This window comes from Endozoicomonas arenosclerae (assembly GCF_001562015.1).
Lineage (GTDB): Bacteria > Pseudomonadota > Gammaproteobacteria > Pseudomonadales > Endozoicomonadaceae > Endozoicomonas_A > Endozoicomonas_A arenosclerae.
Genome location: NZ_LASA01000167.1, coordinates 18,702 through 43,818, shown reverse-complemented (window position 1 = coordinate 43,818; position 25,117 = coordinate 18,702). Strand labels below are relative to the sequence as shown.

23 protein-coding genes are annotated in these 25,117 nt (G+C 46.6%); 15 read left to right on the top strand and 8 right to left on the bottom strand.

Going from position 1 to position 25,117, the window contains the following annotated elements; all coding sequences use genetic code 11:
• Nucleotides 1-235 precede the first annotated feature (235 nt).
• Together WG89_RS24995 and WG89_RS24990 are read right to left on the bottom strand one after the other, a co-directional pair.
• Nucleotides 236-1,264, bottom strand: coding sequence for a methionine synthase (locus WG89_RS24995; protein ID WP_062270403.1), 1,029 nt, complete (start codon nucleotides 1,262-1,264; stop codon nucleotides 236-238).
• A 68-nt stretch (nucleotides 1,265-1,332) separates the two neighbouring features.
• Nucleotides 1,333-2,307, bottom strand: a complete 975-nt coding sequence (locus WG89_RS24990; RefSeq protein ID WP_062270402.1) for a DUF1852 domain-containing protein — start codon at nucleotides 2,305-2,307, stop codon at nucleotides 1,333-1,335.
• 537 nt (nucleotides 2,308-2,844) lie between these two features.
• Between WG89_RS24990 and WG89_RS24985 the strand changes: the two genes are divergently transcribed.
• The 4 genes from WG89_RS24985 to hsdR all read left to right on the top strand — a co-directional run bounded on the left by WG89_RS24985 (nucleotide 2,845) and on the right by hsdR (nucleotide 7,670).
• Nucleotides 2,845-3,123 carry a helix-turn-helix domain-containing protein gene (locus WG89_RS24985; protein WP_062270401.1) on the top strand — a complete coding sequence of 93 codons (279 nt, stop codon included), beginning with the start codon at nucleotides 2,845-2,847 and terminating at the stop codon, nucleotides 3,121-3,123.
• The gene (locus WG89_RS24980; RefSeq protein WP_062270400.1) at nucleotides 3,120-4,397 is read left to right on the top strand and encodes a type II toxin-antitoxin system HipA family toxin; all 1,278 of its coding nucleotides are present in this window, start codon (nucleotides 3,120-3,122) and stop codon (nucleotides 4,395-4,397) included. The genes WG89_RS24985 and WG89_RS24980 overlap by 4 nt, the downstream gene beginning before the upstream one ends.
• A 281-nt stretch (nucleotides 4,398-4,678) precedes the next feature.
• Nucleotides 4,679-5,110 (top strand): imm11 family protein, encoded by a 432-nt coding sequence (locus WG89_RS24975; protein ID WP_153301815.1) that lies wholly within the window; start codon nucleotides 4,679-4,681, stop codon nucleotides 5,108-5,110.
• A gap of 85 nt (nucleotides 5,111-5,195) precedes the next feature.
• On the top strand, nucleotides 5,196-7,670 hold the full coding sequence (hsdR, locus tag WG89_RS24970; RefSeq protein ID WP_062270398.1) for an EcoAI/FtnUII family type I restriction enzme subunit R: 2,475 nt from the start codon (nucleotides 5,196-5,198) through the stop codon (nucleotides 7,668-7,670).
• A 3-nt stretch (nucleotides 7,671-7,673) separates the two neighbouring features.
• Here hsdR and WG89_RS24965 read toward each other — a convergent pair whose 3' ends face one another.
• Nucleotides 7,674-7,931: a hypothetical protein gene (locus tag WG89_RS24965; protein WP_062270397.1), complete on the bottom strand. Its 258-nt coding sequence runs from the start codon at nucleotides 7,929-7,931 to the stop codon at nucleotides 7,674-7,676.
• A 95-nt stretch (nucleotides 7,932-8,026) separates the two neighbouring features.
• Here WG89_RS24965 and WG89_RS24960 point away from each other — a divergent pair, with 95 nt between their 5' ends.
• From WG89_RS24960 to WG89_RS32760, 7 genes are all read left to right on the top strand, one after another.
• A complete protein-coding gene (locus WG89_RS24960) occupies nucleotides 8,027-9,502 on the top strand; it encodes an N-6 DNA methylase (RefSeq protein WP_062270396.1) in 1,476 nt (491 codons plus the stop codon).
• 10 nt (nucleotides 9,503-9,512) lie between these two features.
• Nucleotides 9,513-10,514 (top strand): virulence RhuM family protein/type II toxin-antitoxin system death-on-curing family toxin, encoded by a 1,002-nt coding sequence (locus tag WG89_RS24955; protein ID WP_062270395.1) that lies wholly within the window; start codon nucleotides 9,513-9,515, stop codon nucleotides 10,512-10,514.
• Between the two features lie 8 nt (nucleotides 10,515-10,522).
• On the top strand, nucleotides 10,523-12,322 hold the full coding sequence (locus tag WG89_RS24950) for a restriction endonuclease subunit S (protein WP_062270419.1): 1,800 nt from the start codon (nucleotides 10,523-10,525) through the stop codon (nucleotides 12,320-12,322).
• A gap of 140 nt (nucleotides 12,323-12,462) precedes the next feature.
• Nucleotides 12,463-13,740 carry an AAA family ATPase gene (locus WG89_RS24945; protein ID WP_062270394.1) on the top strand — a complete coding sequence of 426 codons (1,278 nt, stop codon included), beginning with the start codon at nucleotides 12,463-12,465 and terminating at the stop codon, nucleotides 13,738-13,740.
• Nucleotides 13,737-14,279 carry a hypothetical protein gene (locus WG89_RS24940; RefSeq protein WP_062270393.1) on the top strand — a complete coding sequence of 181 codons (543 nt, stop codon included), beginning with the start codon at nucleotides 13,737-13,739 and terminating at the stop codon, nucleotides 14,277-14,279. The genes WG89_RS24945 and WG89_RS24940 overlap by 4 nt, the downstream gene beginning before the upstream one ends.
• Nucleotides 14,269-14,958, top strand: coding sequence for an RNA ligase family protein (locus WG89_RS24935; protein ID WP_062270392.1), 690 nt, complete (start codon nucleotides 14,269-14,271; stop codon nucleotides 14,956-14,958). The genes WG89_RS24940 and WG89_RS24935 overlap by 11 nt, the downstream gene beginning before the upstream one ends.
• 90 nt (nucleotides 14,959-15,048) lie before the next feature.
• A complete protein-coding gene (locus WG89_RS32760) occupies nucleotides 15,049-15,174 on the top strand; it encodes a hypothetical protein (protein WP_281177724.1) in 126 nt (41 codons plus the stop codon).
• Nucleotides 15,175-15,343: 169 nt separating this feature from the next.
• Here WG89_RS32760 and WG89_RS24930 read toward each other — a convergent pair whose 3' ends face one another.
• On the bottom strand, nucleotides 15,344-15,916 hold the full coding sequence (locus WG89_RS24930) for a hypothetical protein (protein ID WP_062270391.1): 573 nt from the start codon (nucleotides 15,914-15,916) through the stop codon (nucleotides 15,344-15,346).
• A gap of 2 nt (nucleotides 15,917-15,918) precedes the next feature.
• Entirely contained in the window at nucleotides 15,919-16,587 is a 669-nt protein-coding gene (locus WG89_RS24925) for an AHH domain-containing protein (protein WP_062270390.1), read from the bottom strand.
• A gap of 269 nt (nucleotides 16,588-16,856) precedes the next feature.
• On the opposite strand from WG89_RS24925, the gene WG89_RS24920 reads away from it, so the two are divergent.
• From WG89_RS24920 to WG89_RS24905, 4 genes are all read left to right on the top strand, one after another.
• Nucleotides 16,857-17,459 carry a class I SAM-dependent methyltransferase gene (locus WG89_RS24920; RefSeq protein ID WP_245662974.1) on the top strand — a complete coding sequence of 201 codons (603 nt, stop codon included), beginning with the start codon at nucleotides 16,857-16,859 and terminating at the stop codon, nucleotides 17,457-17,459.
• Between the two features lie 6 nt (nucleotides 17,460-17,465).
• On the top strand, nucleotides 17,466-18,500 hold the full coding sequence (locus tag WG89_RS31775; protein ID WP_062270389.1) for a DEAD/DEAH box helicase: 1,035 nt from the start codon (nucleotides 17,466-17,468) through the stop codon (nucleotides 18,498-18,500).
• Nucleotides 18,395-19,909 carry a DEAD/DEAH box helicase gene (locus WG89_RS24910; protein WP_281177725.1) on the top strand — a complete coding sequence of 505 codons (1,515 nt, stop codon included), beginning with the start codon at nucleotides 18,395-18,397 and terminating at the stop codon, nucleotides 19,907-19,909. Before WG89_RS31775 ends, WG89_RS24910 begins: the two co-directional genes overlap by 106 nt.
• 214 nt (nucleotides 19,910-20,123) lie before the next feature.
• Nucleotides 20,124-20,429 carry a helix-turn-helix domain-containing protein gene (locus tag WG89_RS24905; protein WP_062270417.1) on the top strand — a complete coding sequence of 102 codons (306 nt, stop codon included), beginning with the start codon at nucleotides 20,124-20,126 and terminating at the stop codon, nucleotides 20,427-20,429.
• Between the two features lie 106 nt (nucleotides 20,430-20,535).
• Here WG89_RS24905 and WG89_RS30675 read toward each other — a convergent pair whose 3' ends face one another.
• From WG89_RS30675 to WG89_RS24895, 3 genes are read right to left on the bottom strand one after another with little or no spacing between them, the layout of a single operon-like run.
• Nucleotides 20,536-20,700 (bottom strand): hypothetical protein, encoded by a 165-nt coding sequence (locus WG89_RS30675; protein WP_153301814.1) that lies wholly within the window; start codon nucleotides 20,698-20,700, stop codon nucleotides 20,536-20,538.
• Between the two features lie 26 nt (nucleotides 20,701-20,726).
• The gene (locus WG89_RS24900; RefSeq protein WP_062270387.1) at nucleotides 20,727-23,795 is read right to left on the bottom strand and encodes an efflux RND transporter permease subunit; all 3,069 of its coding nucleotides are present in this window, start codon (nucleotides 23,793-23,795) and stop codon (nucleotides 20,727-20,729) included.
• A gap of 11 nt (nucleotides 23,796-23,806) precedes the next feature.
• On the bottom strand, nucleotides 23,807-24,946 hold the full coding sequence (locus WG89_RS24895; RefSeq protein WP_062270386.1) for an efflux RND transporter periplasmic adaptor subunit: 1,140 nt from the start codon (nucleotides 24,944-24,946) through the stop codon (nucleotides 23,807-23,809).
• Nucleotides 24,947-25,117 lie beyond the last annotated feature (171 nt).

The following is a 25,117-nucleotide window of genomic DNA, read 5'->3' as shown; positions in this document are numbered from 1 at the left end:
CACCTGTGCCTCTCAATTTTAGAAGCTTTTTGCTAGAAACCAGGACATTTTGGGCGACACTGTTGGGTGGTTTTCAGTAGACGGTAACCAATGATTGACGAATTTGGGAGCCTCATGGTGCAGGAAAGCGCTATAGCCCATACCGTTAGCAGTTAGCCTGTCGAAGTGCGTTACCAGCATGCTTCGACAGGTTCAGACAAAACGGAGTATCTCAGAGTATTAACGCTTGTCTGTACTAGGCAGAAAGTTCTTTTCGGACAATTTCTGCGCCAGCACTTAAGGCATTCAACTTGCCTCTGGCGATATCGCGAGATAAAGGGGCCATTCCACAGTTAGTGCAAGGATAGAGCTTGTCTGCGTCGACAAATTCAAGCGCCTTTCGCAGGGTGTTGGCGACTGCTTCGGGGGTCTCTATGGTATTGGATGCCACATCAATGGCGCCTACCATCACTTTCTTGCCACGAACCAGTTCAAGGAGTTCGATGGGCACGCGAGAGTTGTGGCACTCTAGCGAGATAATATCGATGTTAGACTTCTGCAGTTTCGGAAATACTTCTTCATATTGACGCCACTCAGAGCCCAGGGTCTTTTTCCAATCGGTATTGGCTTTAATGCCATAGCCATAGCAAATATGTACCGCTGTTTCACACTTAAGCCCTTCAATGGCTCTTTCCAGGGTGGCAATACCCCAGTCATTCACATCATCAAAGAACACATTAAAGGCAGGCTCATCAAACTGGATGATATCAACACCAGCGGCCTCTAATTCTTTGGCTTCCTGATTGAGTATTTTGGCAAATTCCCAAGCCAGTTTTTCCCGACTTTTGTAATGATCATCATAAAGCGTGTCGATCATCGTCATAGGGCCTGGCAGTGCCCATTTGATGGGCTGCTGGGTTTGCTGACGCAAAAATTTGGCATCCTCAACAAAAACAGGTTTTTGTCTGGAAACAGGACCAACGACAGTGGGTACACTGGCATCATAGCGGTCACGAATTTTGACTGTTTTGCGATTCTCAAAATCAACACCACTGAGGTGTTCAATAAATGTAGTCACAAAATGTTGGCGAGTCTGTTCACCATCACTGACGATATCAACCCCTGCCTGATTCTGTTCGTGCAGTGACACACGCAAAGCGTCTTGTTTGCCCGCTAATAATGCTTCATCTTGCAGCTTCCAGGGCGACCAGAGTTTTTCCGGTTCTGCAAGCCATGAAGGTTTGGGCAAACTGCCCGCCGTTGAAGTAGGTAATAAAGTTTTCATAGTAAGCGCTGTCATCTATTTTCGTATTTTTTATCGTGAAGAATATTTTTTGTTTTGCTTAGGGTTGTTTAAGCGTAATCAGCAGACCACTGTTCAAGGACAGTCTGATAAGGTTTGATGAAGTGTTCCTCTGCAAATTTTCCTTGCTGGATAGCCAACTTGCTGCGCTCTTCTCGGTCATAAACAATTTGAGTGACAGAATGATCCTGGTTGTTTAAGTCAGGTTGATAGCAATTTCCTGCAACGGCATTGGCGTTGTAAATCTCTGGTCGGTAGATCTTTTGGAACGTTTCCATCGTACTGATGGTACTGATCAGCTCAAGATTGGTGTAATCATTCAGCAAGTCGCCAAAGAAATAGAAAGCCAAAGGCGCAACACTGTTTTGCGGCATGAAATAGCGAACCTGTAAGCCCATCTTTTTGAAATATTGCTCAGTCAAAGAGGATTCATTGGGCTGATACTCAAAGCCTAATACCGGGTGCTGGTTTTCAGTCCGACGATAGATCTTGTTATCGGAAACACTAAGGCATATAACCGGTGGCTTTTTGAAATTCTGTCTGTAAGTAGTTGAGTTCACAAAGTGCTGAAAGAGCTTGCCATGCAGGTCACCAAAATTGTCTGGAATGCTAAAACTGGCCTGATCTTTATTATGATCCAGTAAGCGCACACTGAAATCATAATCGCGCAAATACGAGGAAAAGTTATTCCCTACAATGCCTTCGATGCACTCGTTGGTTTTATGATCAACGATATTGGTTTTTAATATTTCAATGGATGGAAAGCTATGGCCGCTGCCTTCGATATCCATATCCACGGAAATGATTTCGAGTTCGACAGAGTAGCGATCACCTTTCGGGTTGTCCCAGTGCGCCAAGGCATTAAAACTGTTATCAATCATCCTTAAAGCGTTGCGCAAATTCTCCTGGCGGCTCTCACCTCTGGCCAAATTCGCAAAGTTGGTAGTGATGCGCGTATTGTCTGCTGGCTGATAGTTTTCATCAAACGATAGGCTCTTAACGCTAAACGTAAAGTCTTTATTCATTGTGCTTTGATATCCTGTTTTATAAGACTAATCCTGAATCAAGTCCTTGCTCTTTCAGGTCTCTCTGTATTTCTTTTCTAATGTTTTCAGCCAGTCTCTGCGGTTTCTTGCTTGTGCCTTGTGGCCTGATCAAGAATCACTGTGACATGGTCTGATGTTAAGAGCTGAATACACTTTATACTTGGAATGCTTTATGAATAAAATTGATTTAATTTCAATTAATATTGAATGTGGCTCAAGTTCTGTTGGGATGCATCAACCTACTGCCGATACTGTCTGCATTTGACCTGGTGGTGACTTTCACAAGAATTATCCCACTAAGAGTTTGTCTCAAAATAATTACCCGATTTACATAGGGATTCCGTTCGCCCTGAGCTTGTCTAAGGGGGGGATATTGGTTATGCCTTGTTCAGAACCTGATTTTCTTTCTGGAGGGATCGGTTACATCTTTAAAATATGGTTACTATAGTATCCATTTGTTTGTAATTTGTGATATTTTAGCTACAATAATGTCTATATGGATGATAAGGGTTAAGTATGAGTTTACTCTCTTTACTGACGCCTTCCGAAGTGCAGGAACAACTGGCTGCTGCGGTTATGGCCAAGAGGAAATCTAAAAAATGGTCGCGGCAGACCCTGGCTGAGCAGAGTGGTGTACCTGCTCCCACCATAAAGAAGTTTGAAGCTACCGGTCAGATTTCGCTCAGACAGTTTATCCTGCTCTGGCAGTGTGTCGATAAGCTTGAGAATCTTTCTTCCCTGACTAAAGAGGATGATCTGCTTCCCTCCAGTATTGATGAGGTGCTGAGGCAATGAAGGTTCGCAAGCTTGAAGTGCATCGCCGTTTAAGTGATGGCTCAAAAAAGAAAGTAGGGGAGCTTGCTCAGAATCAGCAAGGCATTTTCTTTCAGTACGACAAAAGCTATATCGAACAACATCAAAGCCTTTCGCCTTTTACATTACCATTTAATGAATCGCTTCATCGGGGGCCTCAAGAGCCTCATCAAGGTTTGCATGGAGTGTTTGCTGATTCATTGCCGGATGGCTGGGGCCTTCTTCTGATGGATCGAGTTTTTCGTCAGCAAGGGATTCTTCCTCATCAAATCACTCCACTGGATCGCCTGGCTTTTATTGGGCAAAGAGGAATGGGGTCACTCCGTTATTTTCCTGCTACCGATTATGAAAAAGAGCAAGATGGAAGGCTGACGGATATTGCAATGCTTGGGCTGGAAGCTCAGCAGTTATTTGAAGGTCAGACAGACGATGTCCTGCCTGCTCTGGCTCAAGCTGGTGGCTCCGGTGGTGCAAGGCCAAAGGCGTCAGTTTGGCTTGATCCCGATAACCCCCACAAAGTCAGCACCCTTGCAAAACAGGGTTTATCGCCGTGGCTGGTAAAGTTTACGTCCAAAAACTTGCCATTAGGACATGAAGAGGGACTTTGTGAAGCCGCCTGGTTAACCATGGCAGCCGATGCCGGGTTAATGGTTCCAAAGTGGGAGCTGATTCACGACACTGGAAGTTCTGAAGCGGTTGCCTGGCTGGCACTTCAGCGATTTGATTGTTCTCAAGAACAGCCTGAACCAGGTCGTTTGCATATGCATACTTTATGCGGGCTTATGGATGCTGATTATAGAAAACCGTCTATGGATTATGATGATCTCTTGAAAGTGAGTCAGGTGCTCTGTCAGAGCCCGGCTGCTGCTCAGGAACAGTTTGTCCGCGCCATGTTCAACTTATTTGGTCTAAATCAGGATGATCACACCAAAAACTGGTCATTTCTAATGGATGATGCTGGGCAGTGGTCCCTGGCTCCTTTTTATGATGTTACTTTCAGCCCTTCACCCTATAACCAGCATATGATGGCCTATCTCGGTCATGGCTCAGAGCCTCCAGTCAAAGCAGTCCAGAAATTGGCAAAACAGGCTAATATCGCCACCTGGAATCAAGCAAAAAAAATCATAGAACGAGTAGTGGATGCGCTGCAAAACTGGTCTGAAATTGCAGCAGACTTGGACGTTAAACCGAGTACGAAGAAACTCATTGGCAGGCAGCTTGATGAAACCTGGAAGGCAAATAAGAGGCTGCTATAGCTGCAACAATGGAGCTGTTTAATTCTTTCTCTCCCGTGTTGCTAGATGCAACATTCTCATGATGCCTGAGGGTCGCACATGCACGTTAAGTAGACACAAAAACACTTATAAGTGTGGTTTGTGTCCACATAAGTCAGCTACTCCGAGACTCCAGCTAAATAAATATAAAAGAGAGTTGAATTATGACCTTCTTCAAAATAGTTAGTGATGATCAGTATGGAGAGCTTTTTCCAAATATGGAGTCTATCATTGCCCAAAGTCAGAAGCCTTCAGAGCTGGCCATGGCTATGGATGAAGGTGAGCAGTTGTCAGAATATTGGGTAAAGTGTGAAGGTGTTTTAGAAGATGATCTGGCACCTGGTGATATTTGCAGGCTTCAGGTAAATGAGTTGATGCTCTCAGAGAAAGCTTACAGTGTGCTTAAACCAATATTGACAGAAGTTGGAGAGGTTCTTCCGGTTACCTACCAGGGGGCTGATTGGTATTTTCTAAATGTGCTAAAGGCTATAGATGCTGACGAGAGCAATAGCCATCAAAATGAATTCAGCCAGGTTGATAAAATTGCTTTCAAGTCATGTGATATTGAGGGTCAAACTGTCTGGACTTCTCCCTTTGGTCATTATTCGTACCTCTATTGCAGTGAGAGATTTGTTGAGCTTGTGCAAGTGGCTGAACTGACTGGCATAGCGTTCGAGCAAATAGATACAGTTTGAGCCATTCTGAGTTAAGCCATTTCCTGCGTATATGATCATTGGCTTCAAATAACTCCCTATTTACCCTGAATAATAATGTGCGACAATGGCTGATGGGTGTAGAGCGGACGGAAGCGCAAAAGTGGCCAGCATCGACAAATCAAAACTGACTGAAACAGACATCATCACTAAATTTCTCCTGCCAGCGATTAAAGACGCTGGCTGGAACGACATGACCCAGATACGTCAGGAAGTCAAACTGCGTGATGGAAAGGTGGTGGTCCGTGGTCGTGTGGCAGCGCGAAAGAAAGTTAAATCAGCTGACATCGTGCTGTATCACAAGCCCAGCATGCCACTGGCAGTGATTGAGGCCAAAGCCAACAAACACGAAATAGGCAAGGGCATGCAGCAAGGTCTGGATTATGCCCGTCTGCTGGACGTCCCCTTTGTGTTTGCCTCCAATGGCGATGGCTTTATTTTCCATGACAAGACCAACCCAGCACAGCTGGAAACAGAAATTCGTCTGGAAGACTTCCCAACCCCGGAGCAACTTTGGCAGAAATACTGCATCTGGAAAGGCTACACCGAACAACAGCTACCCATCATCACCCAGGATTATTACGATGACGGCAGCGGCAAGTCGCCCCGCTACTATCAATTACAAGCCATCAACAAAACCGTAGAGGCAGTTTCTGCCGGTCAGAATCGGATTTTGCTGGTGATGGCAACGGGCACAGGCAAAACCTACACAGCCTTTCAGATCATCTGGCGTTTATGGAAGGCCAAGAATAAAAAACGCATTCTGTTTTTAGCAGATCGAAATATTCTGGTCGATCAGACCCGAATTAACGACTTCCAGCCCTTCGGCAATGCCATGACGAAGGTTGAAAAGCGTTCCGTTGATCCCGCCTATGAAATCCATCTGGCACTTTATCAGGCACTCACCGGTCCGGAAGAGCACCAGAAAGCCTACAAACAGGTAGACCCGGATTTCTTTGACCTGATTATCATCGACGAGTGCCACCGAGGCAGTGCTTCTGAAGACAGTGCCTGGCGAGAGATTCTGGAATATTTCAGCAATGCCACCCAGGTCGGTCTTACCGCCACGCCCAAAGAAACCGATGAAGTCTCGAATATCGACTACTTTGGTGATCCGGCCTACACCTACTCCTTAAAAGAAGGTATTGAAGATGGCTTCCTGGCTCCCTATAAAGTGGTTCGGGTAGACATTGATATCGACCTTCAAGGCTGGCGACCCACCAAAGGCCAGACTGATAAACAGGGCGAGCTGATTGAAGACCGTATCTACAACCAGAAAGACTTTGACCGAACCCTGGTCATCGACGAGCGCACTCAGCTGGTGGCTGAAACTATTACCAATTATCTGAAGCGTACTGACCCGATGGCAAAGACCATCGTCTTCTGTAACGACATTGATCACGCTGAGCGTATGCGCCGTGCACTGGTCAACCTGAACCCTGAACAGGTAGCCAAAAATGACAAATACGTGATGAAAATCACGGGTGATGATGATCTGGGCAAGGCTCAGCTCGACAACTTTATCAATCCCAAAAAATCTTATCCGGTCATTGCCACAACCTCAGAATTAATGACGACAGGCGTGGATGCCAAAACCTGCAAACTGGTGGTACTGGATCAGAACATTCAGTCCATGACCAAGTTTAAACAGATCATTGGCCGGGGAACCCGTATTGATGACCGCTTCAATAAGCTCTGGTTTACCATCCTTGATTTCAAGAAAGCCACTGAGCTGTTTGCAGATGAACGCTTTGATGGTATACCCGAGAAAATACTCAACACCCGTCCGGATGACATCAACAATGACGACTCGGATCTCGAAGCATTGTTAGATGATGATGCTATCGACCAGCCTGAAAATGTTAATGACGATTTAGATCAGGTCAATGAAGAGCAGGGGGAATACAATGTTGACACTGATGTTGAAAGCCCCTGGGTGGACGAAGGTGACGATGATCATAAGGTTCGCAAGTTCCACGTCAATGGTGTAACAGTCAAAGCCATTGCCGAACGGGTGCAATATTATGACACCGACGGCAAACTGGTGACTGAATCCTTCAAGGACTACACCCGTAAAACCATGGCAAAGCAGTTTGCGTCTCTGGATGAGTTCACTAAAAAGTGGAATGATGCGGAACGCAAGCAGGCTATCATAGAAGAGCTGGAAGGCGAGGGTATACTCTGGGAGTTATTGTCTCAGGAAGTGGAACAGAAACTGGGCAAGGCCATGGATCCCTTTGATCTCATCTGTCACGTAGTCTACGATCAGCCACCACTGACCCGAAAAGAACGCGCAGATAATGTAAAGAAGCGCAACTATTTCACAAAATACTCCGAAATCGCCCAAGCAGTTCTTGGCGCGCTGCTGGAAAAATACGCCGATGAAGGCGTGCTGGAAATCGAGAAGAAGAGTGTTCTGAAGGTAGAACCTTTTCCCCAGATGGGCCGACCCAAACAAATTGTGGAAAAAGGCTTTGGCAAGCCCGCTGATTATGAGAAAGCCATCAGCGAACTCGAAGCCGAGATTTATAAAGTGGGCTGACGGTCAATGGTTTGAATGAAGCTGGGTAATCAGTAACTGAAGTTGCTTGAAGTTCTCACGGGTTTCATCCTTGAAGGCTTCCAGAGAGCGTTCAATGCAGTCCAGGCGATAGTCCGTTTTACCATGGTATTCGCGCTGTTCCTTGAGCATCAGGGCGACAACATCCTGTGTTCCGGTAACAATTTGATGATATTCGAGAAAGGCTTCATCCAATGCTTTATGCTTTGCCTGAAGTTGAAGCACTTGCGATTCCAGACCCATACTACATACCCTGTTTTTTATTAGTCGTTGCAGTAGCATAGCAGACAATTTTCAGCCTTATCTTCAGCGACTTTTATAGTGATCAAGAGATTAATATGTCGACCAGTTCCGTAATCAAATCCATTCAGGACATCATGCGTAAAGACGCCGGTGTTGATGGCGATGCTCAACGACTGGGGCAGATGTCCTGGCTGCTGTTTCTGAAAGTGTTCGATGCTCAGGAAGAAGAACTGGAATTTGAGCTGGACGATTATCGCTTGCCGATTCCCGAGCAGTATCTATGGAGAAGCTGGGCAGCAGACAACCAGGGCATGACCGGCGAAGAACTGCTGGAGTTTATCAACGCAGACCTGTTCCCAAGACTGAAAAACCTGACCGCCCCCATTCACACCAATCCTCGTGGTTTTGTTGTGAAAGAGGCCTTCAGCGATGCCTTCAACTACATGAAGAACGGCACTCTACTACGACAGGTGATCAATAAGCTGAACGAGGTAGACTTTACCGACTCCAAAGAACGACACCTGTTCGGTGATATTTACGAACAGATTCTCCGTGACCTGCAAAGCGCCGGTAACGCCGGTGAGTTCTATACGCCCCGTGCCGTCACCCGTTTTATGGTCGATCGCGTGAACCCGCAACTGGGCGAAAGCATTATGGACCCTGCCTGTGGTACAGGCGGCTTCCTGGCCTGCTCGGTAGACCACCTGAAACCTCAGGTAAGAACCACCGAAGACCATCAGGCGCTGCAAAAGAGTATTCACGGTGTTGAGAAAAAACAGCTTCCGCACCTGCTCTGCACCACTAATATGCTGCTGCACGGCATTGAAGTGCCGGTACAGATCAAACACGGCAACACCCTCAACAAGCCTCTGAGCAGCTGGGACGAAGAGATTGATGTGATCGTCACCAACCCTCCCTTTGGCGGCACCGAGGAAGATGGCATTGAGAAGAACTTCCCGGCAGAACTGCAAACCCGTGAAACGGCAGATCTGTTCCTGCAGCTGATTATTGAAATCCTGGCCGACTCTTCAGAAAAGAAAGGTGGCCGAGCCGCTGTCGTATTACCCGATGGCACCCTGTTTGGCGAAGGCGTAAAAACCAAGATCAAGAAACTGCTCTGTGAGGAGTGCAACCTGCACACCATTGTGCGCCTGCCCAACGGCGTGTTTAATCCGTACACCGGCATTAAAACCAACATTCTATTTTTCACCAAAGGTCAGCCGACTCAGGATATCTGGTTCTACGAGCACCCGTATCCGGAAGGTGTGAAGAACTACAGCAAAACCAAGCCTATGAAGTTTGAAGAATTTAAGGCAGAACAGGCATGGTGGGGCGATGAAGCCGACGGCTTTGCCGCACGGGTAGAAAACGAACACGCCTGGAAAGTCAGCATTGATGAAGTGATTGAGCGCAACTTCAATCTGGATATCAAGAATCCTCACGAAGGCGAAGTCATCAGCCATGATCCGGAAGAGCTGCTGGCAGATTATGCCCGGCAACAAGAGCAAATTGCTGGTCTGCACAATGAGCTGAAGGCTATTCTTGGCAAGGCGCTCACTCAAAATCAATAGGGATTAACGAATGCCCGGTCAGCCCGATCAGAATGAAATTCAAATTTTTGCCAGTGAGAATGGTGAAATCAGTGTACAACTGAGCCAGGAAACCATTTGGTTAACACAGCGCCAGATGGGGCAACTGTTTGACACCACTCCAGAAAACATTCTGATGCACTTGAAGAACATCTTTCATGAGCAGGAGCTTGAAGAAAATTCAACTTCTAAGGATTTCTTAGTAGTTCAAACTGAAGGTAAAAGGCAGGTGCGCCGGAACCTGAAGCATTATGATCTGGACGCCATTATCTCTGTTGGCTATCGAGTAAACTCCAAACGTGCTGTGCTGTTCAGGCAATGGGCTACCCGCATAATCAATGACCACCTCACCCGTGGCTATACCATCAATCAGCAGAGATTTGAGCAAAATGCGCTGGAACTTGAGGCTGCGCTCAAACTGGTGCGAAAGGCTGCATCATCACCTGAACTAAACAGCAGTACTGGGCGTGGGCTGGTAGAAATTGTCAGCCGTTACACCCAAACCTTTCTTTGGCTGCAGCGCTACGATGAAGGTTTGCTGAATAAACCTTCCGGCCAGCAGGGCGGCACTCTGCCTACAGAGCAGGAAGCTGAGGCCTCACTGGCAGAACTGAAACAAAATCTGATCGAACGGGGCGAAGCCACAGATCTGTTTGCCAAACCTCGGGGTGATGGCCTGGGTGCACTATTGGGCAACCTTGATCAAACCGCTTTTGGTGAACCAGCGTACCCAACCATTGAGAGTAAAGCTGCCCACTTGCTCTACTTTATGGTCAAGAACCACCCTTTTACCGATGGCAATAAACGCAGCGGTGCCTTCCTGTTTGTGGATTTTCTGCACCGCAATGGCCGATTACTGAACGATACCGGCGAACCCGTCATTAACGACACAGGCCTGGCTGCCCTGACGCTGCTGGTCGCCGAATCCGACCCGAAGCAGAAAGAGACATTGATCCGCTTGGTTATGAATATGCTGGCGGCAGAACCGAATTGAACGACTTTATGAACCAATTAGATACACCGGCTGTAATTACGGAAAACCTGGGACTTTGGGCGTCTGCTATTCAGCAGCGTTCGACGACGGGTCGGGGTTCCAGCAAAAAGATTGATCTGTATGGCATTAAGAAGCTTCGGGAGCTGATTCTGGAGCTGGCTGTCCGGGGTAAGTTGGTGCCTCAGAATCCAGAGGATGAGCGAGCCTCTTTGCTGTTGGAACATTTTGCAGCTGAAAAGGCGCTCTTGATTAAAGACAAGAAAATCAAGAAATCAAAAAAGCTTCCTGAAGTGACAGTCGATGACCATCCTTTCAAACTACCCGAACAATGGGCCGTAGCGAGGCTTGGAGAGCTATCCCTAGTCATAACCAAAGGGACAACGCCAACCTCTGTCGGCTATCAATTTACGGCTTCCGGGGTCAGTTTCATAAAAGTTGAGAATATTGCAAATAATCGAATCCAAAAAACGGCCATAAGCCAGCATATCTCAGAAGAAACGCATGCTGCCTTAGAACGGTCAAGCTTAGAAGCAGGCGATGTATTATTTTCTATAGCTGGCACAATAGGAAAAACCTGCATTGTTACCAAAGAGGATTTACCTGCAAATACTAATCAGGCACTAGCCATCATAAAGGGGACATCTTTAGTTTTTGACGTGAGATTTCTTCTTATTCTCTTGAACTCCTTTGTCGCATCAAAAACAAAGGAAAAAGCTAGAGGAGGTGCGATGCCAAATGTGTCTTTAGGAGATTTAACGCATCTTGTCGCAATTGTTCCTCCTCAGACAGAACAACACCGCATAGTCACCAAAGTCAACGAACTCATGTCCCTGTGCGACCAGCTGGAACAGCAAACCGAAACCAGCCTCGCCGCCCATACGACATTGGTAGAAAACCTGCTGGCTACGCTGACTAATAGCGGAAATGCAGAAGAACTGGAGCAGAACTGGCACCGCATTGCCGAACATTTCACCACCCTGTTCACCACCGAAGAGAGCATCGACCAGCTCAAACAAACCGTGCTGCAACTGGCCGTCATGGGCAAGCTGGTGCCCCAAGCCAGCCGCGAGGCGAGAAAGAGTCCGGACTATGAACCGGCTTCTGTACTGCTGGAAAAAATCGCCGCTGAAAAGGCGCAGTTGATTAAAGAGAAGAAGGTCAAGAAGCAGAAGGCACTGCCACCGGTTGGGGAAGATGAGAAGCCGTTTGGGTTGCCTGTTGGGTGGGAGTGGGAGCGAATAGGTACTTTTTCTCAGGTTGGCACGGGTGCAACGCCATCAAGAGCCAAGCCAGAGTATTGGTCTGATGCCGAAATTAATTGGGTAAGTAGCGGCGAAACTAGTGAACTATACGTCGCCGATACTAAAGAGAAAGTATCTATTACTGCTGTGAAAGAAACCAACGTAACCGTATACCCAAAAGGAACCTTGGTTATTGCCATGTATGGCCAAGGCAAAACAAGAGGGCAGATCACAGAGCTATTGGTTGAAGCAGGTACAAACCAGGCGTGCGCGGCTATACGTTTATTTGAAAAGCATGTAGACCACAGAGCCTTCGTAAAACTGTTCTTCATCAAGGCCTATGAGGAGCTGAGAAGTGCTGCTGCTGGAGGGGCTCAGCCTAACCTTAATGTTGCAAAGGTTGCATCGACTGTATTGCCCATTCCTCCGCTTGAAGAGCAGTGCCGAATAACCATTAAAGTGAAACAGTTAATGATTCTCTGCAACCAACTCAAAACCCACCTCCAACAAGTCCAACAAAACCGCCTGCATCTGGCCGATGCCATGGTTGAGGGGGCGTTGGCGTAGACGCTGAACATTTTTTGAAGGCTGCCCAGGATACTGTAACCTAAGGGAGGGCAGTAATAGATGGGTGAGCCGAGCCAGATTCAGACCGCTCAATCGCGCTGGTCAGCAGGAAAAGCAGAGCAGCTAAGGAAATAGTAATTATGTTAACACGTTTAAAACTTTCAAATTTTAAGGCATGGCGTGCTTCTGGAGATATTCGCCTTGCTCCGGTCACACTATTACTGGGGGGGAACTCCACCGGCAAATCCAGCCTGTTGCAAAGTCTGCTTTTAATGAAGCAGACAGCTGCCTCCCCCGACCGTATGGTACATCTCAATCTGGGCGGTGATGAAGTAAACGATTATGTTGATATGGGGTCCTTTGAAGATTTGCTGACCCACAAGCCAAAGGAGCGGAAGGTCGGCATTGAAATTGATGCTCAGCATGAAAAAACAGCCTGCTATTTTTCTGTTGAATACGCACAGGACTCAAAGAAGAGTCCGGTTGTTGACATACTGAAACTCAGTAATGATAACGAGAACTGGTTTCGAAGTTCGAGAACTGAGCGGAGCGCATTTAACCTCTACAAGCCAGGAGAAACACGAACAAGCCTGAAGAGCCGTGATTATGCACCTGAGCGAGGTATTGCCTTTTCCGCAGATGCTATAGCCGCTTTGGGGACAGAGGGTAAAATCGTCCAGGATATCAGCCTTCAGGTACGCAGAGAGCTTGAATCTATTGCTTATCTTGGCCCCTTAAGAAGCCGCCCTAAACGTACCTATATCTGGAATCGTACCCGTCCCGGCATTATTGGTGATGATGGCAGCAATGCTATTCCCGCATTGCTGGCCAGTGCACAGGCCAATAAAAAAGCGGGTGATAATCTGGTTTCATCGGTTTCTAAATGGTTGAAGAAGATGAAAGTGGCTGAAAAGCTGGAGATAAAACAGCTCAGCGCCGGTCACTATAACGTGCTTATTCACAGAGACGGTGTTGCTGCCAACCTGAGAGATGTCGGTATTGGTATCTCTCAGGTTCTGCCTGTACTGGTACTGGCTTTTTTTGCTCCCAAATATTCCACCATTATTCTGGAAGAACCAGAGATTCATCTGCATCCACTGGCGCAATCGCTGTTGGCGGAGCTCTTTCTGGAGGTCAGCAAAAAGCGGCATGTCCAGTTCATTGTTGAAACACACTCTGAACACCTGTTTCGCCGTATGCAGACACTGGTCGCTCAAAAGAAGGCTTCACCAGAACAGTGTGCTCTGTATTTTGTCGAAAGAAAGAGGTCTGACGCTGTTCTGAAGTCACTGGATATGGACGCTTACGGGAGACTGTCGAACTGGCCTGATAATTTCTTTGGGGATGCTACAGGTGAAGTTCGGGAACAGGCCAAACAAACCATGCTTCGGATGAAGCAGGAGCGTAAATCCTCATGAGTCGCCATGTTGTCGATACTAATGTTTTCATCGTAGCCAGTGGCGAGCATTCTGAATCACCTTTTTCGTCTGAAAACCATCCTGTTCAAGACCCTGATGCGGCACAAAAAGTGTTCGAATGGTTGATGGAGTTTGAGGCTGGTAACGGGAGGATGGTGGTTGACAGTGACTGGGAAATACTCAGTGAATACCAAAATAAGCTGACGGATCAGGATTATGGTCAACGTGTTGTTTTTGAAAAAATGTCACGTGGTGAAATAGATTACGTAGATGTTGAGTGGATTGATGATCCTTCCCACCCAGTTAAAGTGGCGGCTCTGGCCGAACAGCTGAACACTGTCATTCATGACCTTGCCGATACCAAAATCGTTGCAGCCTGCATGAAATCTAATGAAGAAAAAAAGCCATGCACGATTGTTAACGCCTGCGATACCGACTGGTATGACTGGCAGGAGATACTGGAAGCCGCAGGCGTTCAGGTTGAACAGCTGATAGAGGAATGGTCTCGCCAAAAGTGGAAGGAACACCATGACCGCTGATTTCCTCCGCTTTCCTCATACACCTCATATTCAATGGCTTGGTTCTGGCGAACCCCGAGGCGATAAACTCCTGCCAGAAAGTGTTGCCCGGAACTTGCTGGATTCAGAGCTCACCATTGAAGAAAAAGTCGACGGTGCCAATGTCGGCTTTTCTCTGGGTACTGACGGTAATCTCAGAGCTCAAAATCGAGGCGCATGGATTGAGAGGGATGCCGGTGGCCAGTTCAAGCACCTGTGGCGTTGGGTGAAACGCTATGAATCTGACCTGGTTGATGTACTGGGCACTGATCTGATTTTGTTCGGTGAATGGTGTTACGCACAGCACTCTCTGGCTTATAAGACGCTGCCTGACTGGTTTATTGGCTTTGATATTTATGATCGTCAACACGACCGTTTCTATACTGTCCAGAGACGAAATGAGATGTTTGAACTATTGGATATTCATCCGGTTAAAGCTATAGCAACAGGGCATTTTTCATTAGAGCAGTTACGCCATCTTCTGGATACTCAATCATGTTATGGTGCCAAAAAACTGGAAGGTATTTATCTTCGTCAGGATAGTGCTGAGTGGTTGATGAAAAGAGCAAAATTGGTTCGTAGTGACTTTGCTCAAGCTATTGATGAACACTGGTCACGTAAAGGTATTGTGCCGAATCAGACAATAATAGTGCATAAATAATCTTCTGTTTTTGGTAAGTTGAAGTAACAGCCCATCATTAAAAAAGAAGTCCTAACCGTAATGTGGGCACATGTGGAAGGCAAAATAAAGATGGCGACGAGGTCGCCTGGTCCTGCAGTAGCAAAAAGAGATAGAATCTACTTGATCCGCCTGGGTGAAGTACCCAGAGGGCTAATTACCCGTGGAACCATCATTCAGGATGGTTTTTTCGAATAAAACTTTCGTAACAATTCTAAAACATGCCGGGGACATCCAAGGGACACCTTCTGTATAAGGACAGTAATAATCGGCAAAGGCGATTTGAACTGCTCAGCGATTCCACTCATCAATACAGTTGCGTAATTGTAATCCTTCATAAGGACTATTGTTGACCAATATCAGATTGCTAATTAATGGTTGAGTCGAAAACTTCTTCGAATCTCAGGCCAGTGTACTCATTCGCTGAAACGGCACAAAAAAAATTGTTCAGAACATGTTCATCGTTGTCTCTTCTGTCTGCACAGAATATATGAGTGAAATTGTCATCAGGGATTTTGAATAGTGAGGAACTGGGAAGTTTACTCTCTATAAATACATATTCTGTTAAATGCATCTTGATAATGCCATTGTTAATCTTATATTTAGAGTTCTCTTCACCAAGCGCATTGGACTGAACCGTTACATTCAGGCAGTACCATAACTCTTCATCCACATAAAATGGCAGCATCTCACCAGCCTCTTCTAGTATGTCAACGAGTTCTGTAGCAATTTCTTTTCTAAAAGCAAATGTTGACATGCCTATGTAAGCAATATCAGGCAGTGGCTTATCACCTTTTTTGGAAAAATAGGCATTAAAAACGTTGGGTAGTTTTCCCAATAGGGGCTCTGCCTTGAACTCCCACTCATCGGAGTTGTATACATCGTCTTCTGGATACATCAGGCTAAAATCAGTATCAGGCAGTACCTTATAAACCTTCATCTTCAATACTCCAATGAGCCATTCTGTAAGGATTGAGCAATCAGCTGCAGAGTTTGTCTACATTCATATTCTGTTGCTGACTGACTCAACATGGCAGTAATGTTCACGTAATATTCGTCTGTGTGTAGTTTTGCATGATTCACTGCATCTTTCATTTCTGGGTGTGGAATATACCTTGAGTCTCTGGGTAAGAAAACGCCATTGTCAGGGTCATCAATTCTGATTTTCCATTTGGCCAGGATTTTCCTGGCTGCCCTGGCTTCATCATGACTGCCACTGACAATAGCATGTGCTGCAGTATTGGGAGGGCGCTTCTGTCCCGTATATTTCAGGTGCCTGCCCAGTCGGCTACTTTTGTGCTCTTCCAGCAAGAAGTCCTTTTTCTTCATGTTCTGGGTTTCTGCGTAATACTTCGACAGTAGCGATAACCCCTGCTTAACGCTCTTTGTCATTATTTCAGTGTAAATCTTACCGGCAAGGCGCTGTATTTCTTTTTCTTTTAGAAGCTTTTTCTCTCGCTTGAGTGTTTCTTTAATCAAGCCATCGATCTGGTTCTCAGCAACAGGCTTAATCTCGTAATAGCCTATCTCCTGCTGAGTTTGACGGATAACTTCTGCCAGACCCCTTATCAACTCATAAGGTTGTAATTCAATAACCTCTTTTTCACTCATGGCTACATCCTGTATCTGATTTTGTAGAACTCCATAGGAGCCTGAGTATACCTTATGGATTTACAAAGATTCCATTTGTATGAGACCCCTTCTCTGCTCACGAATTTATTAAGGGTGCAGGTTCAAAATCCTGATATTCAGGGAGTGATTTAGGTCTATAGGCGAAATGTTTTGCCTTCCTGGGAATATTATGACTCGCTACTGACTTTCTGGTATCTGTATCGCTACAAATACAGATCTGAAAATGGCATCATCAGGAACATTATTTCATGCCGATTCGCTCAGTCATGACCCAGACCATTGCTTTTTACGAGCAAAACACAGATTCTTTCTTTGACTCCACAGTGTCTATAGACGCTCAGGCACTGTACGACCACTTTCTTACGTTACTGCCTGAACGTGGACATATTCTTGATGTTGGTTGTGGTTCGGGCAGGGACTCGCTTGAATTTATGAAAAAGGGTTATCAGGTTACAGCCTTTGATGGCAGTGAGAGTCTGGCTAAACGGGCTTCAGAGCTAACTGGATTATCAGTCGAGCATTCCCTGTTTCTGGATTATACGTCAGGCAAGATGTTTGATGGCATATGGGCCTGTGCCTCTCTGCTTCATGCTCCTTTACAAGAACTGACCGTAACCCTTTCTCACTTATGCCAATTTTTGAAAGACGATGGTTATTTTTACTGCTCTTTCAAATATGGTGAAGGTGAAGAAAACCGTGGCGGAAGACACTTTACCAATCTTGATGAGTCGGGGCTTGAGAAGGTTCTTGAAGCTACCGGTTTGAAGATTTCCAAACTGTGGGTCACTCAGGATTTAAGGCCTGGTCGTGAAAATGAGCATTGGCTTAACGCTATTTTGAAAAAGGCTTGATGCAGCATGGAAGCAAGACCTCTCGATCCTACAGATTCCCGTTCGGCGTTACTCACAACGGGTGGTATGGATGACCCACTACTGCCCAAGTTACTTGATGCCATTAACCGTGCTCAGGAAATTGAAATCACAGTAGCTTTTATTCGTATCAGTGGCTTAAAACTGCTGTTCGGTGCTTTGTTTGATGCTGTTGATCGTGGCGCGTCAATCCGTGTGCTGACTTCAGATTATCTTGATGTCACAGATCCTCAGGCATTGAGGGAGCTGATGCTGCTTAAAGAGCGTGGTGCTGATATTCGAATCTATCAGTGCAATGGTCAGCAAAGCTTCCATATGAAGTCCTATATTTTCATCCATACCTGCGATGGTGAAAGTATTGAGGGCTCTGCTTATGTAGGTTCAAGCAATATCAGTAAAGCAGCCCTGACCACCGGACATGAATGGAACCTTTGCCTTCAATGTAATGGCAATCAGGATGACCCTTATACTTTCCAGTTCATCCATATCCGTCGTCAATTCCATGAAATATTCAATCAGGAGCTTGTTCAGCCATTAAGTCACTCGTGGATAGACAGCTATCTCAAACGGCGACGTCAAACCAAACTTATAGCGGTAGAAGCAGAAGAACTGGTTGAAGCGCCAACGCCCAGTGAAATTCAACTTGAGGCCTTACAGGCGTTGCAAGCTACGAGAGAAGAAGGATATAAGCGAGGCTTGGTGGTATTGGCAACCGGTCTTGGTAAAACCTGGTTAGCTGCATTCGATACGCAGCAGTGCCAGGCAGAGAAAGTATTGTTTGTTGCTCACCGGGAAGAGATTTTACTTCAGGCCCAGCAAACCTTTGTAAAAATACGACCTGATGCGCATACCGGTTTTTATAATGGCAAACAGCGTAACACAAAGGGGCGGATATGCTGTTTGCCTCTGTCCAGACGCTGGGTCGAGAAGCCCATCTGCAACAGTTCAATAAAGATCATTTCGATTATATTGTGGTCGATGAATTCCACCACGCTGATGCAAAAACCTATCGAAATCTTTTGAATCATTTTGAGCCAACATTTTTATTGGGTCTGACAGCAACACCGGAAAGAACCGATCAGGCTGACATCATCAGTCTGTGCGACAATAATCTGGTGTTTGAACGTAATCTGGTTCATGGCATCAATGCTCAGTTGCTGGCTCCTTTTCAATACAATGGTATCAACGACAGGTATGTCGATTATGACGAAATTCCCTGGCGTAATGGCAAGTTTGACCCTTATGCCCTGGAAAATGCGTTTGCTTCCAGAAAAAGGGCCGAACATGTCCTGCACCACTGGAAGGAGAAAAGGCAACTCAGGACTCTGGGGTTTTGTATATCCAAACGCCACGCTGATTATATGGCGGAGGTATTTACTGAAGCGGGTGTCAGGGCTGCTGCTGTTTATAGTAATTCAGAGCTGCGCAGGAATGAGGCGTTAAGGCTGCTGGCAGCGGGGGATCTGGATATTCTTTTCTCCGTAGACTTGTTTAATGAAGGTACAGACCTGCCTGCTATTGATACTGTGCTGATGATCAGACCTACAGAGTCCAAGATCCTATTCCTGCAACAGCTGGGTCGAGGTTTGCGGCGTCACAAAGAAAAGAAACATCTGGTCGTTATCGACTTTATTGGTAACCATGAGTCGTTTTTGACCAAGCTGATAACACTTCATGGCGCACACTCCTACCGCCAAGTGTCAGACCAGATCAAAACCGGGAAAATGATTCTACCCAATGGCTGCTTTGCCAATTACGATCCAGAAGTCATTGATTTTCTGGATCGAATGGTGAGGAGTCAGAAAGCCACTATGGTAGACGAGTATCAGTCACTGAAATCAATGCTTGGCTACAGGCCCACTGCGACTGAGTTCTATCACTATATTTCTGAAACAGGTACTGATTTTAACAAGGTTCGCTCGCAGAACAGCAGCTGGCTCGGCTTGCTGGCTCAGGTAAAAGACCTGACACCGTCTGAGAGTGAAGTGAACCGCATCCATGGCCAGTTCCTGCTCAATGGCATTGAAAAGGCAGCCATGAGCAAGTGCTTCAAAATGATATTACTGGATGCTTTTCTAGAACTGGATGGCTTTCTTAATCCTCCTTCAACAGAAAAACTCGCAGAAAAGTCATGGCACCTTCTAAAGAGAAGACCCGTTCTCTATCAGTCTGAGCTTCCAGCTAAACAGCAATCAATGTCTGCTGATGAGAAAGGTTGGCATAGCTACTGGAAAGGGAATCCTATAAAGGCTTTTTCCGAAGGTAAAGACACGCTTTTCGAGGTGAGGGAAGGCAACTTTACATTTAAGGAAGCTGTTCGCTCTGAACACAAAGACCAACTATACCAGTTTGTTCAGGAGCTCGTTGAACTCAGGCTGGAGCAGTACTGTGTTCGTAAAGGACTTCGGCCTGACATCAGTCTGGCAGAGTAAAAACTAAAATCGCCCAAGGTACAGGTATCGCATGAGGTGCTGATAAGGAAATATGGGTTGATTCAGGTGAACTTTTAGTGCTAGCTGTAAGCTAATGACCAGTACTCATGCTGCCTACGCAGTTGTTGCAAATTTTGCACATACTTATTTTTTTTCGACCAAGAACTGGACAAGGCAGCTCTATTGGCTGGAATACTGCAGGAGATTAAAAACAATGGATAAATCTATACTGGACACAGTGCATGATGACGTCAAAGACCTCCATGAAGCAGGTTTAATGGACGACATTACCCTAAGAGAGTTTGACGCTCTGTGCCTCCCTCCTGTCAAGCAGTACAGTGCCGAGCAAATCAGACGAATCCGCACGCGAGTAAAAGCCAGCCAGGCGGTATTTGCTGCTTATCTGAATATCAGCAAGTCCACTGTACAGAAATGGGAGCAGGGTGCCAAAAAACCTAACGGCCCTTCACTCAAGCTGCTAAACCTGGTGGAACAAAAAGGGCTGGAAGTGTTGGCCTGATTCCGATGGTTGATAAACAATCGGGTGGGGTGTTGTCACATATGATTCCAACAGGTCAGCGGTGGAAGAAGTTTATCGTATTGTCCTGATGAAGCCTGTCCATAAATTAACTCTCGGTTTCTATCTTCTGTTTCAGGTTCTTGAAAACATTATCTGCAATCTGAGCATCACCCCGTTCAATCTGCCGTTGCCCAATGGCCAGTATTCTCAACAGTGCCATCAGGTTTTGCTGCTCTTGATTGCTATCAAGTTCGCTCTGATCATCTTTCATAGTACCTCCTTCTATTGAAGGACAAATTACTGCTCCTGAAACTCCCTCAAAGGCCCATGAACAGCCCCAAGCAGAGTGTAAACAGTAGGCAGTACAAACAAAGTAAACAAAGTCCCCAGTCCAAGCCCAGCAAAGATAACCACCCCAATATTCATTCTTGAGACAGCTCCGGCACCGCTGGCTGTGATCAAAGGTACAACACCTGCCATCATGGCCAGGGTAGTCATGAGGATAGGGCGCAGGCGGATTCTGGCGGCCTGGAATACCGCTTCTTTTTTATCTTCGTTCAGTGTGATTTGTCGGACTTTTGCGACTTCGCAGATCAGTATGCCGTGTTTGGTGATTAATCCCATCAGGGTTAACAGGCCCACCTGGGTGTATATGTTCATGGTGGCAACACCCCAGGCCATAATGGTGAGTGCTCCGGAAAGTGCCAGAGGCACTGAGAAAATGATCACCAGTGGGTCTCGGAAACTTTCAAACTGCATGCTCAGGATCAGGAAAACAATGATGAGGGCGAGGGCAAATGAGAAATAGAGTGACGAGCCTTCATACACAAACTGTCGTGATTCACCCTGGAAGTCATAAATAAAGCCTTTTGGCAGTAACGATGAGGCGGTTGTTTCTGCTAACTTGATGGCATCACCTATTGAGACACTGGGGGTGGTTACTGCACCAATCGTAATGGCGTTAGCCTGATCCATTTGTTTCAGTGACGGCGTGTCGCCAACCACTTTGTAGGTGAGCAGGTTAGAGAGTGGGATTTCTTTGTTTTTTCCGGAGGTTGTATCGTTAGTACGGACATAGTAGCTGCTTAGCATTTCCGGAGTCAGGCGATTTTGTCGCTCTGTTTGGGGGATAACCTTGTAACTTCTGCCGTCTACGTTGATGTAGTTGATGTTGTCGTCTGCCAGCAGGGTTGAGAGCGTATCAGCAATTTCCTGCATGGTGATGCCATAGGATCCGGCTTTGTCGTGGTCCACTTTGGCGGTGATTTTGCCCGCATCGTAGGTCAGGTCCAGTTCGGTGTGCAGGAACTTGCCACTTTTATCCAGCTCGTCTTTGATCTTCAGGGCTATTTTGTAAATGCTTAAATAGTCGTTGTTGCTTTTGATGGTCATTTGCAATGGATAGCCACCACCGGGGCCGGGTAGTGAAGGCATAGGGAAGATCGAAATGGTCATGCCGGCAATGTCTTTGGTTTTTTCCTGTACCTCGTTGATCAGTACCTCCATGCTTTGTTTGCTGCCTCGTTCATCCCAGGGCTTTTCCATGATAAAGCCAAATCCCTGATAACTGGCGGGCACCCCTGAGATAGTGAGAATGGATGTGATTCCGTCAATTTCATCAACCCTGTGGCTGAATTCATTCATGTAGGTATCAACATAGTCGAGGTTAATGTTTTTTGGACCGGTGGCCATGAACAGGAAAGAACCCTGATCTTCGTCGGGGGCAAAGCTGGTGGAAATAACATGGAACAGGATGGGGAGACTTAAAAAGACGAGCAAGGCAAACAATAACACTGCTTTATAATGGGCGAGTGCTTTTTCCAGTAAGGCTGAATAGCGATTGTCCAATGCAGTGAGCAGTTTTCGCACCTTCTCTTCAAAGGGGGTAGTGCTTCTTGCTTTTAACAAAGTGGCGCACATCATGGGCGACAATGTTAGGGCAACAATGCCTGAAACAATGACGGCTCCGGCCAGTGTCAGACCAAACTCCCTGAACAATGCCCCCGTCACGCCACCCAGAAAGGCTATAGGCGTAAAGACAGATGCCAGAGTGATAGTCATGACTATAACGGGGGAAGCAATCTCCCGTGTACCGACAATACTGGCTTCAAAAGGCGGCATTCCTTCTTCTATATGTCTCTGAATGTTCTCAACAACCACAATGGCATCGTCCACCACCAGTCCGATTGCCAACACCATGGCCAGCAGGGTTAACAGATTGATGGAAAAGCCCAGGAATTGCATGGCCAGACATACGCCAATCAGAGAGAAGGGGATGGTGATGACAGGAATCAGCATGGCCCGAATGTTGGCCATGAACAGAAAGATCACCACGATAACAATCAGACTGGCTTCAAAGATGGTTTGCAGTACTTCCCTGATTGCAGACTGGATGTAGGTGGAAATGTCATAGGCTATATTCAGCCGCAAGTCACCGGGTAGATTCTTTTCTATATCCGGAATCAGGGCTTTAACGCTTTTTGCTACATCGAGCGGGTTGGCACTGGGGGCGCTTTTTATCGCCAGGACTACATTGCTTTCTCCGTTCAGACTGGCATTGGTGGTTGTTGATAAAGCGGCAAACTCGGCCTGGGCAATATCGCCCAGTCTAATCAAACCTTCTGACGTTCGGGCAATGATCAACTGTTCAAACTCTTCAGGACTCTTAAGGTCAGTATTGATGGTGATGTCATAAAGGTTGAATCGACCCTTGATCTGGCCGGCAGCCGCACGGTAGTTATTGGCGGTGAGTGCATTTTTTACTTCATCAATCGAAAGGCCGTGTGTGGCCATTTTTTCGGGATTCAGCCACAGTCGCATTGACAGTTCCGGCCCATAAGTCTCTACCGAAGAAATACCTGATAGCGTTACCAAACGGTTAACGACGTTTCGTTTCAAATAATCTGTGACCTGAGGCCGAGTCATCTGATTGCTGATGAAGCTGATATAAAGGGTGGCTGAGTCCTCACCGTTGGAACTTGCGATCTGGGGCTCTTTGGCTTCAGGTGGCAGTTGGGATTTTACACTGTTGACCTTGGCCATGATTTCCGCCAATGCAGCATCCGGATTGGTACCGGTTTTCATTATGGCCTGGATGTTACTGCTGCCAAGGCTGCTGGTAGAGAGCATGTAATCAATATTGTCGGCTTCAGCAATGGCCTGTTGCAGAGGTTGGGTCAGGAACCCTTGGATGACATCACTGGCGGCACCGTAATAACTGGTTGACACTGTGATCGTCGTATTGGTCATTTGGGGGTATTGCCTGACCTGTAACTTATATAAAGCCTGCAGTCCAAGCAGGAGTATAAGCAAGCTGACAGACACCGCCATCACCGGACGCTGGATAAATACATCGGTAAATTTCATGGTGGTGCGCCTCAATCCCTGGGTACTGGCTGACTTTCATCAAGCAGAGAGTGTTTTACCAGATAGACCGGTGTGTCATTGGATAATCGGACCTGGCCCGTCACCACGATCTGATCTCCCATCTTGAGTCCCTTGCTGATCAAAGCCTCTTTACCATTGTGATCAGACACCACAACGTCATGCTGCTCCACCTGGAGTGTTTTATCTTTTTTCTCGATGACGTAAACCATTTGGCCATAGAGCGTGAAGTTGATGGCGGGTTGTGGAATGACAATGACATCCTGCTGCTTGGGTAATATCAGTTCAGCCGTGGCGTACATTCCTGAGCGCAACAAACGATCTGCGTTAGGCACTGTCGCCTGTATCTGTATCGTGCCACTGTTTATGTCAACGACGGGGCTAATGGCCAGTAATGTGGCATTAAAGACTTTTCCGGGATAGGCGTCGGTGGTGATCTTGATAGGCATGCCAATTTCAACGGCTGACAGCTGAGTCTGGGGAATGGTGATGTTCATTCGCATGGCTGAACAATCCTCCAGTACTGTGACAGCATCACCGGACTGCAGATATTGGCCAAGGTAGATATTTCTGAGTCCCAGGCTGCCTGAAAAGGGAGCAAGAATCCTGCGCCTTTCTATGGTGGCTTTAAGACTTTTTATGTCCGCCACCAGGGATTGATAGGCTGAGAAGGCATTGTCCAGATCAGACTTTGGAGCACTGCCCTTTTTGAAAAGAGTGCGCGTGCGATCAAGAGTGTGACTGGTCGCAGAGAGTCGTGCTACCGAAGAAGCCAGGTTGGCTTTTTCTACTGAAGAGTCCAGCTCAAGTATTTCCTGACCTTCTTCCACCCACTGGCCGGACTTGAAATGAATCTCGTCAATAATGCCCGATTCGGCAATGGATAGGGTGACCCCCTGCACGGGCTCAATAAAACCTACGGCTTTGATAGAAGGTTGCCAGGATTCAGGTGTGACAGTGTAAGCTGTTACAGGCACTGCGGGTGGTTTCTGCTTGCTCAAAAATTGGTTGGTGGCGTATTCAACATAATATCGATAGCCAATGACCGATCCAAACAGCAGGACCGCGATCATAACGGCCAGCAGATAACCCCGAACAGGGTGTTCCGATGTCTTATCTTTTAAAGACCCCATGACTGTCTACAACCTTCAGTCAGATGAATGGGGGAAGTTTAGACAATGCTTCAAAAAAGCGTTGTCATTTGTCTGGTTCTCCCATAGAATAGCGCCAGCTTTCGGAAGTCATTGGTTTTAAAGGCTTTTATCTCAAAAAGATTAGTTCTGATCTGGAAAGCAATCGATAAA

Coding starts and splice junctions, on each gene's coding strand:
- WG89_RS24995 (WP_062270403.1), bottom strand. CDS start 1,264: ATGAAAACTTTATTACCTACTTCAACGGCGGGCAGTTTGCCCAAACCT.
- WG89_RS24990 (WP_062270402.1), bottom strand. CDS start 2,307: ATGAATAAAGACTTTACGTTTAGCGTTAAGAGCCTATCGTTTGATGAA.
- WG89_RS24985 (WP_062270401.1), top strand. CDS start 2,845: ATGAGTTTACTCTCTTTACTGACGCCTTCCGAAGTGCAGGAACAACTG.
- WG89_RS24980 (WP_062270400.1), top strand. CDS start 3,120: ATGAAGGTTCGCAAGCTTGAAGTGCATCGCCGTTTAAGTGATGGCTCA.
- WG89_RS24975 (WP_153301815.1), top strand. CDS start 4,679: ATGGCTATGGATGAAGGTGAGCAGTTGTCAGAATATTGGGTAAAGTGT.
- hsdR (WP_062270398.1), top strand. CDS start 5,196: ATGGCTGATGGGTGTAGAGCGGACGGAAGCGCAAAAGTGGCCAGCATC.
- WG89_RS24965 (WP_062270397.1), bottom strand. CDS start 7,931: ATGGGTCTGGAATCGCAAGTGCTTCAACTTCAGGCAAAGCATAAAGCA.
- WG89_RS24960 (WP_062270396.1), top strand. CDS start 8,027: ATGTCGACCAGTTCCGTAATCAAATCCATTCAGGACATCATGCGTAAA.
- WG89_RS24955 (WP_062270395.1), top strand. CDS start 9,513: ATGCCCGGTCAGCCCGATCAGAATGAAATTCAAATTTTTGCCAGTGAG.
- WG89_RS24950 (WP_062270419.1), top strand. CDS start 10,523: ATGAACCAATTAGATACACCGGCTGTAATTACGGAAAACCTGGGACTT.
- WG89_RS24945 (WP_062270394.1), top strand. CDS start 12,463: ATGTTAACACGTTTAAAACTTTCAAATTTTAAGGCATGGCGTGCTTCT.
- WG89_RS24940 (WP_062270393.1), top strand. CDS start 13,737: ATGAGTCGCCATGTTGTCGATACTAATGTTTTCATCGTAGCCAGTGGC.
- WG89_RS24935 (WP_062270392.1), top strand. CDS start 14,269: ATGACCGCTGATTTCCTCCGCTTTCCTCATACACCTCATATTCAATGG.
- WG89_RS32760 (WP_281177724.1), top strand. CDS start 15,049: ATGGCGACGAGGTCGCCTGGTCCTGCAGTAGCAAAAAGAGATAGAATC.
- WG89_RS24930 (WP_062270391.1), bottom strand. CDS start 15,916: ATGAAGGTTTATAAGGTACTGCCTGATACTGATTTTAGCCTGATGTAT.
- WG89_RS24925 (WP_062270390.1), bottom strand. CDS start 16,587: ATGAGTGAAAAAGAGGTTATTGAATTACAACCTTATGAGTTGATAAGG.
- WG89_RS24920 (WP_245662974.1), top strand. CDS start 16,857: ATGCCGATTCGCTCAGTCATGACCCAGACCATTGCTTTTTACGAGCAA.
- WG89_RS31775 (WP_062270389.1), top strand. CDS start 17,466: ATGGAAGCAAGACCTCTCGATCCTACAGATTCCCGTTCGGCGTTACTC.
- WG89_RS24905 (WP_062270417.1), top strand. CDS start 20,124: ATGGATAAATCTATACTGGACACAGTGCATGATGACGTCAAAGACCTC.
- WG89_RS30675 (WP_153301814.1), bottom strand. CDS start 20,700: ATGAAAGATGATCAGAGCGAACTTGATAGCAATCAAGAGCAGCAAAAC.
- WG89_RS24900 (WP_062270387.1), bottom strand. CDS start 23,795: ATGAAATTTACCGATGTATTTATCCAGCGTCCGGTGATGGCGGTGTCT.
- WG89_RS24895 (WP_062270386.1), bottom strand. CDS start 24,946: ATGGGGTCTTTAAAAGATAAGACATCGGAACACCCTGTTCGGGGTTAT.